The following is a 17,058-nucleotide window of genomic DNA, read 5'->3' as shown; positions in this document are numbered from 1 at the left end:
CGCTGGCCCCGTTGCGCCACTTTCAGGGCGCAAGGGCTGGTGACGGTTTTGCCCCTGAGGCAATCGTGGTTTTTCCCTGATGGGCGGTGCCGTAAAGTCGGCGCAGCCCGGAGAAGGCCGGCCAGGGAACCGGTCAGGGGAAGGAGCACGCGCGGCATGGCGCAACACCGAACACGCTCGGTGCAGTTATGGCTACCACTGCTGCCGGCCGCCGCTGCGGTGCTGCTGCTGGGGCTGGTGATCTGGCTGGTCGAGCGCATCGTCGGCGACGAACTGGAGCGCCGCGCCCAACAGCGCGTGGAGCAGGCCTCGGCGGTGTATGCCGATCAGCTCGCGCGCGTGCTGGCCCGCCGCGCCGCCGAAGTCAGCCTCGTCGCCAACATGCCCGCGCTGGGGCTGGACAGCAGCGCCCTGCGCCTGCAACTCGATGCGCTCAAGCGCAGCTCGCCGGCGTATGTATGGATCGGTGCCACCAACGCACAGGGCGTGGTGATCGCCGGCAGCGACGGGCTGCTGGAGGGCCTCAGCATCGCGAACCGCCCGGTGTTCCTGGAAGGGCGCCGCGGCCTGTGGTTCGGAAGCCTGCACCCACCGCGCGCCCTGGTGGAGCCTTTGCGTGCGCAACAGCTGCCTGTGCCGGACGAGCTGGCCGACATCGCGCGCCCTTACCTCGATGCGACGGGTCAACCCGTGGGTGTTCTGGCGGCGCACCTGGATGCTGCGTTCTTCGAGGGCCTGCGCCAGGCGGTGGTCGGGCCGTCTGCCACGCAGCGCGGACTGCAGGTCGAGCTGGGTAACGCGGGCGGCGAGCGTCTGCTGGGCGAACGCGCGCCGGTGACGCCCGATCAATGGGCTGCGCTCATGGCAGCGCCCCCGGGCTCGCCGCGCACCGTCGTCAGCACCACCGGCGAGACCTTGCTGATGGTGCGCACACCGGTCGTGCCCGCCGATTCGCCCTTGCGCACCGACTGGCAGGCCGTGGCCTGGCAGCCGCTGGCGTTGGCCCTGGCACCGGTGCGCGAGGTGCAGCGCAGCATCGTGTGGGCTGGAAGCCTCACCGCCCTGTTCCTCGGGCTGGCGGGCTTCTGGCTGTCGCGGCGCCTGGCACGGCCCTACAGCGAAGTGCTGGATGCCGTGGCCGAGCGGCTCGACCCCCAGCTCGACGCCGCGCCGGGGGCGGTGCTGCGCGTGATCACCGAGCAGATGCGCCGCCTGCCACCACGCGGCGGCGCCACCCGCGCCGAGCAGACGCTGGCGCAGGTGCTCAACGACGCAAGCCGCCTGCAGAACGTGCTCGACCACCTGCCCGCGCCGGTGTATCTGGTCGACATGGGTTATCGCGTGCTGTACTGGAATCGGGCGGCCGAGGCGATGTTCGGCTGGAGCGCGGCGCAGGCCGAAGGGCGCCATGTCGACGAGATCTTCCAGGACAAGGTCCCCGACGGCGTGCGACAGGCGCTGCGGCGCGAGATGGCGCTGGACAACCAGCCGCGCGGCTTCGAAGGCCACATGCTGCGCCGCGATGGCAGCGACATCTGGGGCGAATGGCGACTGACCAAGCTGCTCGGTACCGACGGCAAGCCGGTCGGGATCCTGGCGCAGGTGCGCGACCTCACCGCCGAGCGCGTGGGCGAATTGCGTCTGCGCGAGCAAGGCGAGGTGCTGGCCGCCGTCATCAACGCCGCCAGCGACGCGGTCGTCGGCGTGGACATGGACGGCCGCATCACGCTGTTCAATCCGGCGGCGGCGCGCATTTTCGGGCGCAGTGCCGAGAACATGCTCGGCCAGCCGCTGGACGTGCTGCTGCCGCCCGCGCACCGGGCGGGGCATCTGGGGCTGATGCAGCGCTTTGCCGAGTCGAGCACGACCACGCGTCGCATGGGTTTCGGTCGCGTCAAGGGCATGCGTGCCGACGGCACCGAGCTCGAGCTGGAGGCCTCGATCTCGCAGATCACGGTGCGCGGACACAAGCTGCTCACCGCCATCCTGCGCGACGTGACCGAGCGCGTGCGCGCTGAGCAGGCGCTGGCGCGCTACCAGGTGGAGTTGTCCGAGCTCACGCAACGGCTGCTGCAGCAGGAGCAGGTCACCACGCGGGAGCTTGCACAAACGCTGCATGACCAGTTGGGCCAGACGCTGGGGGCGATCCGGTTGTCGTTCGATGCGTTGGGCAACCTCACGCGCGAGCAGCTGCCGCCCAAGGCGCTGGAGCGCGCGCGCATCGTGGGACAGCAGATCGACCAGGCGATTGCGGAGGTGCGCCAGGCATTGGTCAGGTTGCGCCCGCCGCTGCTCGAATCGGCGGGCCTGGTGGCCGCCCTGGACAACGAGATCCGCCAGCGGGCGCCCGAGGCCGAGCCGGTGCGGATCGACCTTGTGAGCGACTCCCGCGATAGCGAACAACGCTGGCCCGAGGACGTGGAATACGCGGCCTTCATGGTGGCGCGCGAGGCGATCGCCAACGCGCTGGAGCATGCGCAGTGCCGCGAGATACGTGTGCGCGTGCAGGGCGATGCCGAGCGGCTGCGGCTGGACATCGGCGACGACGGCATCGGCCTGCCCGAGGACGCGCTGTACGGGCGGCCCGGCCACCTGGGCATGGTGGGCATGCGCGAGCGGGCGCTGGCCATCGGCGCGCGGCTGCAGGTACGCACCCGCCATGCCGGCGGCACGCTGGTCACGCTGACCTGGGCCACGCGGCCCGACAGTGGCCTTGGCGAGCTGGACGCCAGCGCCGAATCGAGCACGCGGTACTGAACAGCGAGAGTAACGACACGAACACGAAACAGAAGGACCCGACCCCGACCATGAGTGACATCTACCTCGTCGACGACCACGCCATGATGCGCGACGGCCTGCGTGCCGTGCTCGAGGACGCCGGCCACCGCGTGGTGGGCGAGTCCGACAACCCCACCGAGGCGCTTGCCGAGCTGACACGGCTGACACCGGCCTTGCTTTTGTTGGACCTGCAGCTGGGCCAGCGCTCTGGCTTCGAGCTGCTGGAGCAGCTCGTCAAACGCAAGCTGTCCACACGCGTGATCATGCTCACCATGTCGGCCCAGCCGCGCCATGTGGCCGAGGCCATGCGCCTCGGGGCGCACGGCTATGTGCTCAAGGGCTCGCCGGCGCGCGAGGTGCTGCAGGCGGTCGAGGCGGTGGCCGCCGGGCGAAAGCATCTCGGTGGCGAGGTGGCCGAACTCGCGGTGCAGGGCCTCACGCAGGGCGGCGAGACCGGCGGCATCGCATCGCTTTCGGTGCGTGAGCGCCAGGTGATCCAGCTCGTGGTGCAGGGCCACACCAGCGTGGCGATCGGCGAACAGTTGCACCTGTCGCCCAAAACGGTGGAGAGCTACCGCAGCCGCCTGATGGCCAAGCTGGGTGTGAGCGACCTGCCAGCGCTGGTGCGCCTGGCCATCCGCGAAGGCCTGATCAGCGCCGACGATCTCTGAAAGCCGGCAGCGGGCGCCGATCCCGTACGCGTCGGGTCCAGCTTTCCCGGCATCGCCGCGGTTCACGCGGTCGCACCATCGGTCTCCATGATTGCGGAGACCCTCATGCCCCCTCGTTTCGACAGCAAACCCCGGATCGACCCGGTGGATGTGCTGTTGGTCTGCACGCGCTCGCATTGCGTGGCCACGGTGCGGGAGGTGCTCTCGCCCTGGCCGGTGCAGGTGCGGGTGCGCTGGACCAGCGACCCGATCGACGCGCTGCGCCTGGCCTTGGCCGAACCTCCTTCGCTGGCCATCGTCGATGCGCGGCTGGAGCGTTCCGGGGGCCGTGCATTGATCGGCCAGCTCGCCCGCTGGCGTGCTGAACTGGAGGTGTTCGCGTTCGAGGATGCACTTGTCGATGGTTCTTCGGGGACGCCGAGTGCCTGGCACTGGCGCGAGCTTCCCACGGTGCTGCGCTGGTGGGCCCGTCGCCACCTGCCCGGCGATGGCAGCGCGTCGCCTTCGGAGGGCAGACCGTGAACGCGCGCGACAACGTGGTGGATGTGACCGAGGCCAGCGAGGAGCGCCGCCAGCGGGCGATCGAACAGTTGAGCCTGGCGAACCTGCCCGATGACCCCGTGCTCGAAGGCCTGGTCCGCCTGGCCGCGCGCAGCTTGCGCAGTCCGATCGCGATGGTCAACGTGGTGGACGCCGACAGTGCCTGGTCGATCGCCAGCACCGAGGCCGAGCGCTCCTGGGTGCCGCGCGAGGTGGCGTTCTGCTCCACCGTCACCGACCAGCGCCGTGCACTCGTGGTGCATGACCTCAGCGGCGACGCGCGGTTCGCACGCCACCCGCTCGTGACGGGTGAGCCGCACATCCGCTTCTATGCTGGCCTGCCGATCGGTGACGGCGAACACACGCTGGGCACCTTGTGCGTGCTCGACACCGCGCCGCGCGATATCGATGCCGCGGCGCGCGAGGCACTGGAAGACCTCGCGCGGGTGGCGTCGCACTGGCTCGCGAACCGACGCGACCGCTTGAGCCGGGTCGAACTCGAGACCCGCCAGCGCGAGCGCCTGCACGCGCTGGTGGCGCTGCGCACCGCCGAACTCGAGCACGCGCGCGAGGCGGCCGAGGCCGCCAGTGCCGCCAAGAGCGCTTTCCTGGCCACCATGAGCCACGAGATCCGCACACCCATGAATGGCGTGGTGGGTCTGATCGAGCTCATGGACCGCAGCGGCCTGCCGCCGCAGCAGCAGGAGCTCATGCATGCCGCCCGCGAGTCGGCGCACACCCTGCTCGGGCTGATCGACGACATCCTCGACTTCTCCAAGATCGAATCGGGCCACCTGCACCTTGAGGACAAACCGTTCGAGCTGCGCCGTCTCATCGAAGGCACGGCCGATGCCTGGCTTGGCGCCGCCTGCCAGAAACGCGTGTCGCTGCACGTCTTCGTGGCGCCCGGTCTGCCCGGCACCCTGCTTGGCGACGCCGCACGGCTGCGCCAGGTGGTGGCCAACCTGCTGGGCAACGCCATCAAGTTCAGTGGCGGGCGAGCGCAGACCGGCCAGGTTTCGCTGCGCGCCTTCGCGCATCAGGGCGCGCTGGCCATCGAAGTGCGCGATGACGGCGTGGGCATGTCCAGCGATGCCCTTGCGCGCTTGTTCCAGCCTTTCGAGCAGGCCGAGGCCAGCACCACGCGCCGCTTCGGCGGCACCGGGCTCGGGCTGGCGATCTCGCACCGCCTGGTGCAGGCCATGGGGGGCCGCATCGACGTGGTCTCGGCACCCCACGCCGGCGCCTGCTTCACACTGCACCTGCCCCTGAGGCCTGCGCCCGGCGCAACCGCCGTGCCGGGCGGTGTGGACGGTGCCGACCTGGCGGGCACTGTTTGCACCTGGCGTGGGCAGCATCCCGCCGGCCTTGGCGATTGGCGTACCTACCTGCTGGCCGCCGGCGCCCAGGTGCATGTGTGCGAAGCCACGCCTGAGGAGTCCGGCACGTTGGGCCACTGGCATGTCGAGCGCGGTGCCCGGTCCGGACGCGTGGCGCTGCGCCCCGGCCCGCAGCGCGGCGCCCGCGCCGACACCCGTGGCCTGCTCTGGCTCGACACCGACGCACTGCACCGCAGCGCCCTGCTGCAGGCCTTGAGCCGTGCGTTCGAACCTGCCACGGGCGTGATCGCGGCACAGCCCGGCGCGGCACCGCCGCCGCGGAGCCTGCCGCCGGGCATGGCGCCGGTGCTTGTGGCCGAGGACAACCCGGTCAACCGGATGGTGATCGGGCGCCAGTTGCAACGCCTTCGCGTGCCCGCGGTCATCGTGGACGACGGCGACGCCGCCCTCGCACGCTGGCGAGCCGATGGCGCACGCTTCAGCCTGCTGCTGACCGACCTGCACATGCCCGGGCTCGACGGCGAGGCCCTGTGCGCCGCGATCCGTGCCGAAGAGGCGGCCGGGCGACGCCTGCCCATCATCGCCCTCACCGCCAACGCGGTGCGCGGCGAGGCCGAGCGTGCCATCGCCGCCGGCATGGACGACTACCTGACCAAGCCGGTGCCACTGCAACGGCTGGCCGCAGCGTTGCGGCACTGGCTGCCGCTGTCGCCCGAAGCCGTTGCGGGCGAGCCGATGGATCATGCCGACGACTTCGACCCCGAAGCCCTGGCGCGCGCCATCGGCCTCGACCCCGAAGACCAGGCCACGCTGCGTCGCACCTACCTTGCTTCCCTGGTCAGGGCCCAGGAGGAATGGTGCGATGCCCTTGGCCTGGGCGACTGGCTGCGTGCCGGGCTGGCCGCGCACCGCGTCAAATCGTCCTCGCACGCGGTGGGCGCGCACGGCCTGGGCCGCTTGCTCGACGCGTTCGAGCGCGCAGCGCGCGCGGCCGCTGCCGATCAAGGGCAGGGCGAATCGCTGCTGGCGCAACTGCCCGCGATCGACGCGGCGCTGGCGCGGGTCCAACTGGCGATGGATCCCGCCGGGCGATCCGCCTGAGCGCAACTCCCTGTACTCGCGAATCCAGCTTTCCCCGCACAACCGCCCCCACCGGCGGTCGAAACCACCAGCATCCAACCCCCCAAGCCGGAGCCCGCCATGCGCAACAACGGTCCTGTCAGCCAACGCGAATATCCCCTGCAGCCGGGTCAGACCCTGGTGTCGACCACCGATCTCAAGAGCCGCATCGTGTACTGCAACCCCTCGTTCATCGAGGTCAGCGGCTTCGAGCGCGAGGAACTCATCGGCCAGCCGCACAACATGATTCGCCACCCCGACATGCCGCAGGAGGCGTTTCGCGACATGTGGGCCACCATCCAGGCGGGCAAGCCCTGGTCGGGCCTGGTGAAGAACCGCCGCAAGAACGGCGATCACTACTGGGTGCAGGCGAACGTCACGCCGGTGCTCGATGGCGGGCGCATCACCGGCTTCATGTCGGTGCGCACCGTGCCCAGCCGGGAGCAGGTGCAGCAGGCCGAAACCCTTTATGCCCGTATGCGTGAGGAAGCCGCTGGCGGCCGGCGCGAACACGTGCTGTCTGCCGGCGCGGTGCTGCGCCAGACGCCGCTGGCGCGTGCCGCCCGCGGGATGCGCGCGCTGCTGGCACAACACACACTGCTCTGGCTGCTGGCCATGGGCGCCGGTGGCGCGGTGCTGGGTTCGTACCTGCCCAGCCACGCGTTGGCCATCGGCCTGACCAGCGCGGTCGCGCTGGTGGCGGGCTGGCTGCTGCAGCGCCGCGGCGTGGCGCCGCTCGGGCGGGTGCTCGAATCGGCCAACCGCCTTGCGGCGGGCGACCTGGCCACGCGCCGCGCCGAGGGTGGCGACGGCATGGTCGGGCAGATCCACCGCGGGCTCACGCAGCTCAACGTCAACCTGCAAGCCGTGGTGAGTGACGTACGCACGCAGGTCGACGGCATCCACAACGCCTCGCGCGAGATCAGTGCCGGCAGTGCCGATCTGAGCGCTCGCACCGAGGCACAGGCTGGCAACCTGCAGCAGACGGCGGCTTCGCTGGAGCAGATCACCGCCACCATCAAGGCCAACGCCGACGCGGCGCAGCGTGCGGCCGCACTCGCTGCCTCGGCGCGCGAACTGGCCGAGCGCGGCGGCGCGGCGGTGCAATCGGTGGCGCAGCGCATGGCCGATATTCAGGCCGCCAGCCAGCGCATCAACGACATCGTGGGTGTGATCGACGGCATTTCGTTTCAGACCAACCTGCTGGCCCTCAACGCCGCGGTCGAAGCCGCGCGCGCCGGCGAGCACGGCCGCGGCTTTGCTGTGGTGGCGGGTGAAGTGCGCTCGCTGGCGGCGCGTGCGCGCGAGTCGGCCAAGGAGATCAAGACCCTCATCACCGCTTCGGAGCAGCAGGTGCTCGCCGGCGCAAAGCTGGTGAGCGACACCCAGGCCACGGTGCAGGAAACGGCGGGTTCGATCGGCCGCGTGAGCGCGCTGGTGGCAGAGATCAGCGCCGCGTCGGCAGAGCAATCCTCGGGCGTGGCGCAGGTGAATGCTGCGGTGTCGCAACTGGACAGCCTCACGCAACAGAACGCCGCCATGGTCGAGCAGCTGTCGGCGTCGGCGGCTTCGCTGTCCACGCAGGCTGCCACCGTCACCGAGACGGTGCGCGTGTTCAAGCTCTGACGCCATGGCCTGGCGCCTTGGTCGGCTACACGGCTTGTGGGTGCTGGGCACGCTGCTGCTCGGCGCCTTGCTGACCACGCTGGCGGTGCTCCAGCGCGAGCGAGATAACGCGACTTTTGTGCGCGCGCGCTTCGAGGCCGAGTCCCGGGAGCTGGCCGACGCCATCGTTGCCCGCTTCGGCTTGTACGAATACGGCTTGCGCGGGGCGCGCGGTGTGATTCAGAACGCCGGTGAGAATGGCCTGTCGGTGCCGGCGTTTCGCCGCTACTTGCTCTCGCGCGACCTGGGACGCGAGTTCCCGGGTGCACGCGGTTTTGGCTTCATTCACCGTTGGCCCGCCGGAGCGCCGCGCGCCGGCGTGCGTGAGATCGAACCGCACCAGGGCGAGCGTTTCATCATCGAGCTCGTCGAGCCCATCGAGGCCAACCGCGAGGCGGTGGGGCTGGACATCGCAAGCGAGCCCTCGCGACGCATGGCAGCGCTCGCGGCCGTGCGCAGCGGGCGTGCCACGATGACGGCACCCATCACCCTGGTCCAGGCCCGGCAGGCCCAACAACGCAGCTTTCTCGCGCTGCTGCCGGTGTACCGGCCCGATCTGCCTACCGACACCCCTGCGGCGCGCGAGGCCGCCGCCTTCGGCTGGGCCTACGCGCCCCTGGTGACCGACGAGGTGCTGCATGGCCTGCCGCTTCGAGCGGCGCACATCGCGCTCACGCTGACCGACATCACCGAGACCGAGCACGCCACCGAGTTCTTCAGCACGCTGGCGCTGGGCGAGGCACCGCGCGCCGATGCGTTGCGCCAGGCCTTGCTGCGTGTGCCCTTCGGACGCTCCTGGTCCATCCAGACCGAGGCGCGGCCGGGATACGCGGCGCAGTTCGGCCTGCTCGCGCCGCGCGTGGTCGGTTGGACCGGCGCCCTCGTCACGGTGCTGCTCACCGCGTTGCACTGGGCGTGGCTGGCGTTGCGCCGGCGCCAGCGCCAGACCGCATTGCGCGAGGCCGCCGCACGCGAGGCCCACGCGCAGCACCTGCAGGAGCTCAATGCCGGACTGGAGGAGCGGGTGCTCGAACGCACGCGCTCGCTGGCCGATGTGGAGCACTTCCTGCGCACCGTGCTCGACGCGGTGCCTTCGATGATCAGCTACTGGGACAGCGTGCAGATCAACCGCACCGCCAACCGCGCCAACCTGGCCTGGCGGAGGCCCCAGGGTGGGACGTTGGTGGGCCGCAGCGCGCGCGAGGTGGTGGGCGAGGCCACCTACGCCGTGCTGCGCCCCCGCATCCAGGCAGTGTTGCGTGGCGAGCCGCAGTCGTTCGAACTCACGATGCCCAACCCGGCCACGGGCGAACCCCGCGAATTGCACATGCGTTACCTGCCTGACCTGCGCGACGGTCGGGTGCAGGGCTACTACGCGGTGCTCGACGACGTCACCGACATCAACCGCACCCGGCGCTCGCTGGAAGCCATGCTCGCCGTGCAAGCCACCGAACGAACGCGGCTGCAGAGCATCCTGCAGGGCACCAACGTGGGCACCTGGGAATGGAACATCCAGACTGGTGAGTGCCACTTCAACGAGCGTTGGGCCGAGATGATCGGGCACGACTACGACGAACTGCGTCCGGTGAGCTCGCAGGCTTGGGTGGACCACGTACACCCCGACGACCTCGTGCGCTCGAACGCGCAGCTGCTGCGCCACATCACGGGCGAGCTGGCTTTCTATGAGTGCGAGGTGCGCATGCGCCACGCCGGCGGACATTGGGTGTGGGTGCTCAACCGCGGCCAGGTGCGCACGCGCACGGCCAGCGGTGCGCCCGAGTGGATGTTTGGCACGCAGCTCGACATCAGCGCAAGCAAGGCGATCGAACACGACCTGCGCGAGGCCAAGCGCGCCGCTGAAGCAGCCAGCCTTAGCAAGAGCGCCTTCCTGGCCAACATGAGCCATGAGATCCGCACGCCGCTCAACGCGGTGCTTGGGGTGACCCACTTGCTGGCGGACAGCGCGCTGGACGCCGACCAACGCGCCTTGCTCGACAAGGCGCAGACCGCAGGGCGAGCGCTGCTGGGCATCGTCAACGACGTACTCGATCTCGCCAAGATCGAGGCGGGCGAAATGCATCTGAGCGATCAGCCTTTTGCGCTTCGCGAGGTTCTGCGCGAGGTGGAATCGGTGTACGCGGTTCAGGCCGACGACAAGGGCCTGGCGCTGACGCTGCAGATCGACGAGAGCCTGCCGCCGGCCCTGATGGGCGACGCGCCGCGCTTGCGCCAGGTGATGGCAAACCTCGTGGGCAATGCGCTGAAGTTCACCCACGCAGGCGGGATCGTCATCTCGGCCATGTTGCAGGGCAGCGCCGCCGCGCCACGGCTGCGGCTGGCGGTGCAGGACAGCGGCATCGGCATCACGCCCGAACAACGGGCGCGTCTGTTCCAGCCCTTCTCGCAGGCCGACGAAACGACCACGCGCCGCTTCGGTGGCACCGGGTTGGGTTTGTCCATCGTGCGTCGGCTGGTGGAACTGATGCAGGGCACGGTGCACGTGCAGAGCGAGCCAGGGCAGGGCAGCGAGTTCAGCATCGAGCTGCCGCTGCGTGCGGCGGACCCGGCGCGGTTGCCGGCCATCGCCTCTGCGTCCCTGCCCGTGCAAGGTCTGGCGGGTTTGCGCGTCCTGCTGGTCGACGACAGCGACGTCAACCTGGAGATTGCGCGGCGCATGATCGAACGCGAAGGCGCGCGGGTCCACACCTGCAGCGATGGCGCGCAGGCCCTGGCCTGGCTGTACCGATCGCCCGCCGCCGTGGATGTGGTGCTCATGGATGTGCAGATGCCGGTGATGGACGGCCTGCAGGCCACGCGCCGCTTGCGTGGTGACACCACCTTCGCGCGGCTGCCTGTGATCGCATTGACCGCAGGTGCGTTGTCTGACGAACGACAGCGCGCACTGGACGCCGGCTTTGACGACTTTGTTGCCAAGCCGATCGATCCGCCCGAGCTGTACGAGGTGTTGCGCCGCGCGCGTGCGGCCAGGCAACCCGCGGCGGCGACGCCTGCGGCCTTGTTTGCGTCGCCTGGTTGCGCCGAGCGACAGGAAGTGCTCCCCATCGCATTGCCGACAGACTGGCCGCATGTGCCCGGCGTGGACGCGGTCAGCGCCCACCGCCAGCTCGGTGGCGACGTGGTGCTGTTTCGCCGCGTACTCAACCGTCTGCTGGCCGAGCGCGGCGACTGGGCCGATTTGCTGCCCGCAGCGCCGCAGCAGTGGGGCGCCGAGCAGGCCGCTGACTGGTGCGCGCGTGCCCATCGCCTGCGCGGCAGCGCTGCAATGGTGGGAGCTCATGCACTGTCGCGCGCTGCAACCGATTTCGAGCGCGCGCTGGCCACCCCCGTGAACAAAGCGCCGGGCTGGGCAGCGGCCAGCCGCGCTCTGGTCGATGTGCAGCGCTGCTTCGCCGAGCTGCAGGCGGCGCCCGGCGCGCCCGAGCCAGTGCCGCCGCCGTCGCCCCCGCTGGCGGCGACCGTTGTCCGCTCGCGCGTTCAGGCCCTGGCCGACGCGCTCGACCACAACGATCTTGCCGCAGCAGACCAGTTCGCAGCCCTTCGCGGCGCGCTGACGCAACACCTGACGCCTGCGGCGCAGCAGACCATGGCTGCAGCTATCGACAACCTGGATTTCGCTGCTGCGCGCCGGGAGCTGGACGCCGTGCTGGCCAAGCCGGCAGGTGAAAGCGCAGCCTGAAGAACCCCGCGCGCGCCGCGCTCAGTCGCCTGATCGACCGTGTTGCACGCGGCTGGCCAACCGCTCGATCGCATCGAGCAGCTCGTCGCCGGTGTTGGGCTTGTAGATGAGCTCGCTCACGCCAGCCGCCGGCGCCTGCTGGCGCAGCTCGGCGCTGATGTAGCCCGTGGTCATGGCCACCTCGCGCCGCGGGTGCAGCGCCCGCAAGGCGCGCGCCAGCTCGATGCCTGTCATGCCGGGCATCGAGTAGTCGCTGATCGCGAGGTCGTAGGCGAGCCCCTGGTCGCGCACCGCGCGCAACGCCTCCACCGGGCTGGTGAAAACATGCGCCGTGTAGCCCGCGCGGCGCAGCAGCCGCAGCATCAGGTCGGCGATGAGTTCGTCGTCATCGACATACAGGATGCGCGACTCGCCCGCACGGCGATCGCGCGCGGCCACAGCGTCGGTGCCGTCGTCCGCCGTGTCGTCGGTGCCCAACGAGGTGGCGGCGCGAAAGTACAGGTCGAACACCGTGCCCACGCCCCGGTGGCTCTGCACGTGCACCGTGGCCTCGTGGTCACGCACGATGCCGTGCACCACGGCCAGGCCCAGCCCTGTGCCTTCGCCCGGCGCCTTGGTGGTGAAGAAGGGCTCGAACAGGCGCGCGATGGTGTCTTCGTCCATGCCGACGCCGTTGTCGGACACGCTCAGGCGCACGTTGGTCTCGGGCCAGTTCTCGCGCACGCCAGCCTCGAGCACCACGCCGGCCGCCTCTTGTGGCGGTGGGCCGCGGTGTGGCTGCAGCCGGATGCCGAGCTGTCCGCTCGAGCGGTCGGCCATGGCCTGCCAGGCGTTGGTGCACAGGTTGAGCAGCACCTGCTGCAGTTGCGTCGGGTCGGCCAGCACGGCGGGCGTCTGCGGGTCGCATTCCACGCGCAGCTCCACCCCCTTGGGGATGGTGGCGCGCAGCAGCCGCACCGATTCGTCCACCACCGTCTGCAGCTTCACCAGGCGTCGCTGCAACGGCTGGCGCCGGCTGAAGGCCAGGATGCGTTGCACCAGATCCTTGGCGCGCGAGCCGGCCTTGAGGATCTCGCCCACGCTTTCGGCGATGTGCGGCTGGCCTTGCGCGTCCTCCATCGCCAGCCGTGCATTGCCCAGGATGGCGGCCAGGATGTTGTTGAAGTCGTGCGCGATGCCGCCAGCCAGCGTCCCCAGCGCCTCCAGTTTCTGCGATTCGCGCAATTGCGCCTCCAGCGCGAGGCGCTGGTCCTCGGCCTCGCGGCGTGGCGTCAGGTCGAAGTCGATGCAGTAGATCTCGAAGCCGCGTTCGGGGTGCTCGGTGATGATCTCGTTGCACTGCACTTCCACCGTGCGACCGTCCTTGCGCTGCAGCCATTGCACACCCGAGTTGAGCGTGGTGTGGCCATCGAGCGAGCGCAGGAAGTTGCGGTCGAAGCTGCTGCGCAGTGCGGGCGGGATCACCAGTTCGAGCATGCTGCGCCCGATGGCCTCCTCGGCACTGAAGCCGTAGAGCTGTTCGGAGCCGCGGTTCCAGTAGCGCACGATCATGTCGGGCCCGTAGGCCTGCACCGCGATGCTCGGGATGCTGTCGAAGATGCGGCGGAAGCGGTCGTCGCTGGCGAGGTCAAGCGCGCGGGCGCGCACGCTGTCGGTGACGTCGTTGACGAACACGGTCCAGCGGGTGCGGCCGTCGGGGCGGGCACGTGGTTTGCCCATGCCGCGCAGCCAGCGGGTCTGGCCGCGCGCATCGCGAATGCGCCACTCGTGCGCCCAGGGAACGGCATCGCGCACGGCCTCGATGAAGCTGTGGCGCAGCAGACGGCGCTCTTCGCGTGGCGCCATCATCCAGATCGCGCCTTCGTCGGCCAGGATGGTCGGGGCGTCCAGGGCCCACAGATCGATGCAGCCTTCGCTGATGTAGACCAGTTCCCCGTGCCCGTCGGGCGTCACGTCGTGGGCCATGAGCGCGCCCAGCACGAGCGCCGCCAGCGCGTCCAGTTCGGCGCGTTCCTGCGGGGTGATCACGGGTTTTCGCGGCGCATCCAAGCGTTGCTCCGGCACGTCCGGCGGGGCCGGGCGGGTAGCGAAATGTAGACCTTGCATCGACACGGGGGAACGCCGCTGAAGCCACGGGCGGGCATTCCCGCCGCGCGGTCGTGACTTAAGCCGCGTCTGGCGCGCCATCCCGGCCCGGGTGGCACCGGCTGCAGGGCCGGTGCGGGGGTGGGGTAGCGGTCAGCCCGGCGCCGCCAAGGCCTGCAAGGCCTCGCCCTCGGTGCGGTAAAGGTGCAATCGCTCACTTTCACCAAGATGGCCGGCGTCGCGCAATACCGTCTCCACCGGCAGCTTGATGCCCACCAAGTGCAGGTGGATGCGCCGGTCGTCGAGTTGCTCGCGCACGCGGCCGAAGGCCTCGGCGCCGGTGGCGTCGATCCAGTTGATCGGGTGCGCGATCAGCATCACGCCCTCGGTGTCGGGGTGGGCCTGCAGGTGCTCGGCGATGGCGCGCTCGAAGCCGTTGGCGGTGGCGAAGTCGAGCGCGGCGTCCATGCGCAGCGCGTACAGCTTCGGTGCCAGTGGCGGCAGCTGCCACAGGTGGCGGTCGCGCAGGCTGCCATCCGGGTGCAGGCCGACCTCGATGATGCGCGGGTGCAGGCGCAGGTACAGAAAGTGGCTCAGTGCCATCACCACGCCCGCGAGCACGCCCCAGTACAGGCGCGGCGCGGCCACCAGCGTGATCGCGAAGGTGCTGGCCGCGATCACCGCCTCCACGCGCGAGAGGCGCCACAGCCGCGTGAAGCTGCGCGGCTGCAGCAGGCCCCAGATGGGCAGCACCACGATGGCCGCCAGCACCGCCAGCGGCACGTGGTGCAGCAGCGGCATGGCCACCAGCAGCGCGATCAGAACCACCACCACCGAGAACACCGTGGCCCAGCCGGTGCGCGCACCCGCGTACAGGTTGAGCGCCGAACGCGAGAACGACGAACTGGTGGGCATGGCGCCGGTGAAGCCCGCAGCCAGCTTGGCCAGACCCTGGCCGATCAGGTCCTGGTCCTGGTCCCAGCGCACGCCGCGCCGGCCGTTGTCCACCTTGGCGCTGCTGGCGGTTTCCAGAAAGCTCACCAACGTGATCATCAAGGTGGGCAACAGCAGCGCACTGAAACGCTCCCAACCCGGCCACGCGGGCACATAGGCCGCGGGCAGGCCCTGCGGCAGCGCACCGATGACGGCGCCGCCACCGGCTTCGAAACCGATGGCGCGGCTCACGGCCGCGCTGGCCAGCACCACGGCCAGCACCGAGGGCAGGCCCGGGCGCAGGCGGCGCGCAGCCACCAGCGCGGCCAGTGCCGCCAGGCCGAAGCCCAGGCCAGGCGCGTGCCAGCCAGCCCCGTCGGCGATGGCGTGCCAGCTGCGAAAGCCCGTGAGCGCAGGCACTTGCGAAGCCAGGATGAGCACCGCCGCGGCCTGCGTGAAGGCCATCAGCACCGGTGAGTTGACGAGGTTGAGCAGCCAGCCGAAGCGCACCGCGCCCAGCAACACCTGCAACGCACCCGACAGCAGCGCGAGCCACACCGCGAGTTGCACCCACTCGGCACTGCCGGGCGTGGCCAGCGGCGTGAGCGAGGCGCTCACCAGCAGGCAGGTCAGTGCGGTGGGCCCCACCGCCAGGCGCGGCGAAGCCGAAAACAGCACCGCGATGAGTGCCGGCAGCAGCGCCGCGTAGATGCCCGCAATCAGTGGCATGCCCGCCAGCGCGGCATAGGCCACGCCCTGCGGAATCACCATCAGGCCCACCGTGAGGCCAGCGAGTGCCTCGCCACGCAGCAGGGCCGCGTCCGGGCGCGGCCATTGGAGGAAAGGGAACAGGCGTTGCCAGCGGGTCATGCCGCGATGCTAACCAGCGCGCGGCTCATCGCTGCGGCATATCCTTGCTGCCGTAACCCAGGCTCACGGTGGCGTCCTCCGGTATGGGCGGCATGGTGGCGTTCCAGGCCTCCCAGCGCGCGCGCATGGCCTCGAGGTGCTCCGGGTGGCGTCGGGCCAGGTTGGCGCGCTCGCGCGCGTCTCGTGCGATGTTGAACAGGTAGTCGTGGCCGTCCACGCGCAGGTACTTCCACTCGCCCTCGCGCAGCGCGCGCTGCCCGCGGTGGTTCATGCGCCAGTGCATCGGCCGCGGGAAGCGGGCCGTCGGGTTGCGCCACACCGGCAGCAGCGAGACGCCGTCGGGCGCATGCGAGGCGGCAGGTGCGACGCCGGCCGCGTCGAGCAATGTGCGCGAGAAGTCCATGCTCATGCCGTGCTGCGCGGTCGTGCTGCCCGCGGGCACCTGCGCTGGCCAGTGCACGATCCACGGCACGCGGATGCCGCCTTCGGTGAGGTCCATCTTGCCGCCCACCAGCGGCCAGCTGTCCGAGAAGCGCTCGCCGCCGTTGTCGCTGGTGAAGACGACGATGGTGTTCTCGCTCAGGCCATGCGCTTTCAGTGCCTCCATGATCCAGCCGATGCCTTCGTCCATGTGATGGATCATGCGGCGGTAGCTCTCGACGTTGCCGCCGTCGAGGTGGAACAGGTTCTTTGCCACCTCGGGTGCCACGTGCGCGTCGTCGCGCGTTTCCCAGGGCCAATGCGGCGCGGTGTAGTGCAGGCTCAGCATGAATGGCGTGCCTGTCTTCGCGCCCTCGGCCATGCGGTTCACATAGTCCACCGCGCGGCGGCTCAGCAGGTCGGTGAGGTAGCCAACCTCTGGGTGCTCGTTCTCGCCGAACCAGAGGTCGTGGTCGCCCGTGCTGGAGCAATGGGTGAAGTAGTCGACGCCACCGGCCATGGGTCCGAAGAATTCCTCGTAGCCCGAGCGCAGCGGGCCGAAGGCCGGTGGGTAGCCCAGGTGCCATTTGCCGATCAGCGCGGTGCGGTAGCCCGATGCGCGCAGCAGCGAAGGCAGCGTGGGTTGCTCGGGCGGCAGGCCCAGCGTCTGGCTGTGGCGCGCCTTGCTGTTGATGGGCTCCTCTGCTGCGCCACGCAGCCGGTACTGGTAGCGCATCGTCATCAGCGCAAAGCGCGTGGGCGAGCACACCGGCGAATTCGAGTAACCCTCGGTGAACTTCAGGCCGCCCGCGGCCAACGCGTCGATGTGCGGCGAGACGCGGCCGAAGCCGGCCTCGCGCCCGCCATAGCAACCCAGGTCGGCGTAGCCCAGGTCGTCGCAGACGATGTAGACGATGTTTGGTCGGGTCATGGCGGGCTT

General features: G+C 70.1%; 9 protein-coding genes. 6 read left to right on the top strand and 3 right to left on the bottom strand.

What is annotated here, in order from left to right; translation table 11 throughout:
• Positions 1-156 precede the first annotated feature (156 nt).
• The 6 genes from M3149_RS05450 (at position 157) to M3149_RS05425 (ending at position 11,810) form a co-directional block, all read left to right on the top strand.
• Positions 157-2,757 carry a sensor histidine kinase gene (locus M3149_RS05450; RefSeq protein ID WP_251708315.1) on the top strand — a complete coding sequence of 867 codons (2,601 nt, stop codon included), beginning with the start codon at positions 157-159 and terminating at the stop codon, positions 2,755-2,757.
• 50 nt (positions 2,758-2,807) lie between these two features.
• Positions 2,808-3,449 carry a response regulator gene (locus tag M3149_RS05445; RefSeq protein WP_251708314.1) on the top strand — a complete coding sequence of 214 codons (642 nt, stop codon included), beginning with the start codon at positions 2,808-2,810 and terminating at the stop codon, positions 3,447-3,449.
• A 105-nt stretch (positions 3,450-3,554) separates the two neighbouring features.
• Positions 3,555-3,971, top strand: a complete 417-nt coding sequence (locus M3149_RS05440) for a hypothetical protein (protein WP_251708313.1) — start codon at positions 3,555-3,557, stop codon at positions 3,969-3,971.
• Entirely contained in the window at positions 3,968-6,430 is a 2,463-nt protein-coding gene (locus M3149_RS05435; RefSeq protein ID WP_251708312.1) for an ATP-binding protein, read from the top strand. Before M3149_RS05440 ends, M3149_RS05435 begins: the two co-directional genes overlap by 4 nt.
• A 99-nt stretch (positions 6,431-6,529) precedes the next feature.
• A complete protein-coding gene (locus tag M3149_RS05430; RefSeq protein ID WP_251708311.1) occupies positions 6,530-8,074 on the top strand; it encodes a methyl-accepting chemotaxis protein in 1,545 nt (514 codons plus the stop codon).
• Between the two features lie 4 nt (positions 8,075-8,078).
• Entirely contained in the window at positions 8,079-11,810 is a 3,732-nt protein-coding gene (locus M3149_RS05425; protein WP_251708310.1) for a CHASE domain-containing protein, read from the top strand.
• 21 nt (positions 11,811-11,831) lie between these two features.
• Here M3149_RS05425 and M3149_RS05420 read toward each other — a convergent pair whose 3' ends face one another.
• The 3 genes from M3149_RS05420 to M3149_RS05410 form a co-directional block, all read right to left on the bottom strand.
• Positions 11,832-13,859 carry a hybrid sensor histidine kinase/response regulator gene (locus M3149_RS05420; protein WP_251708309.1) on the bottom strand — a complete coding sequence of 676 codons (2,028 nt, stop codon included), beginning with the start codon at positions 13,857-13,859 and terminating at the stop codon, positions 11,832-11,834.
• A gap of 189 nt (positions 13,860-14,048) precedes the next feature.
• Entirely contained in the window at positions 14,049-15,698 is a 1,650-nt protein-coding gene (locus M3149_RS05415; RefSeq protein WP_251708308.1) for a SulP family inorganic anion transporter, read from the bottom strand.
• Between the two features lie 25 nt (positions 15,699-15,723).
• A complete protein-coding gene (locus M3149_RS05410; RefSeq protein WP_251708307.1) occupies positions 15,724-17,049 on the bottom strand; it encodes a sulfatase family protein in 1,326 nt (441 codons plus the stop codon).
• Positions 17,050-17,058: the final 9 nt, after the last annotated feature.

The sequence above is a fragment of the Hydrogenophaga intermedia genome, from assembly GCF_023715105.1.
GTDB classification, from domain to species: domain Bacteria; phylum Pseudomonadota; class Gammaproteobacteria; order Burkholderiales; family Burkholderiaceae_C; genus Hydrogenophaga; species Hydrogenophaga intermedia_A.
The sequence above is the reverse complement of the archived record's forward strand: the minus strand, read 5'-3'. Positions and strand labels throughout refer to the sequence as shown.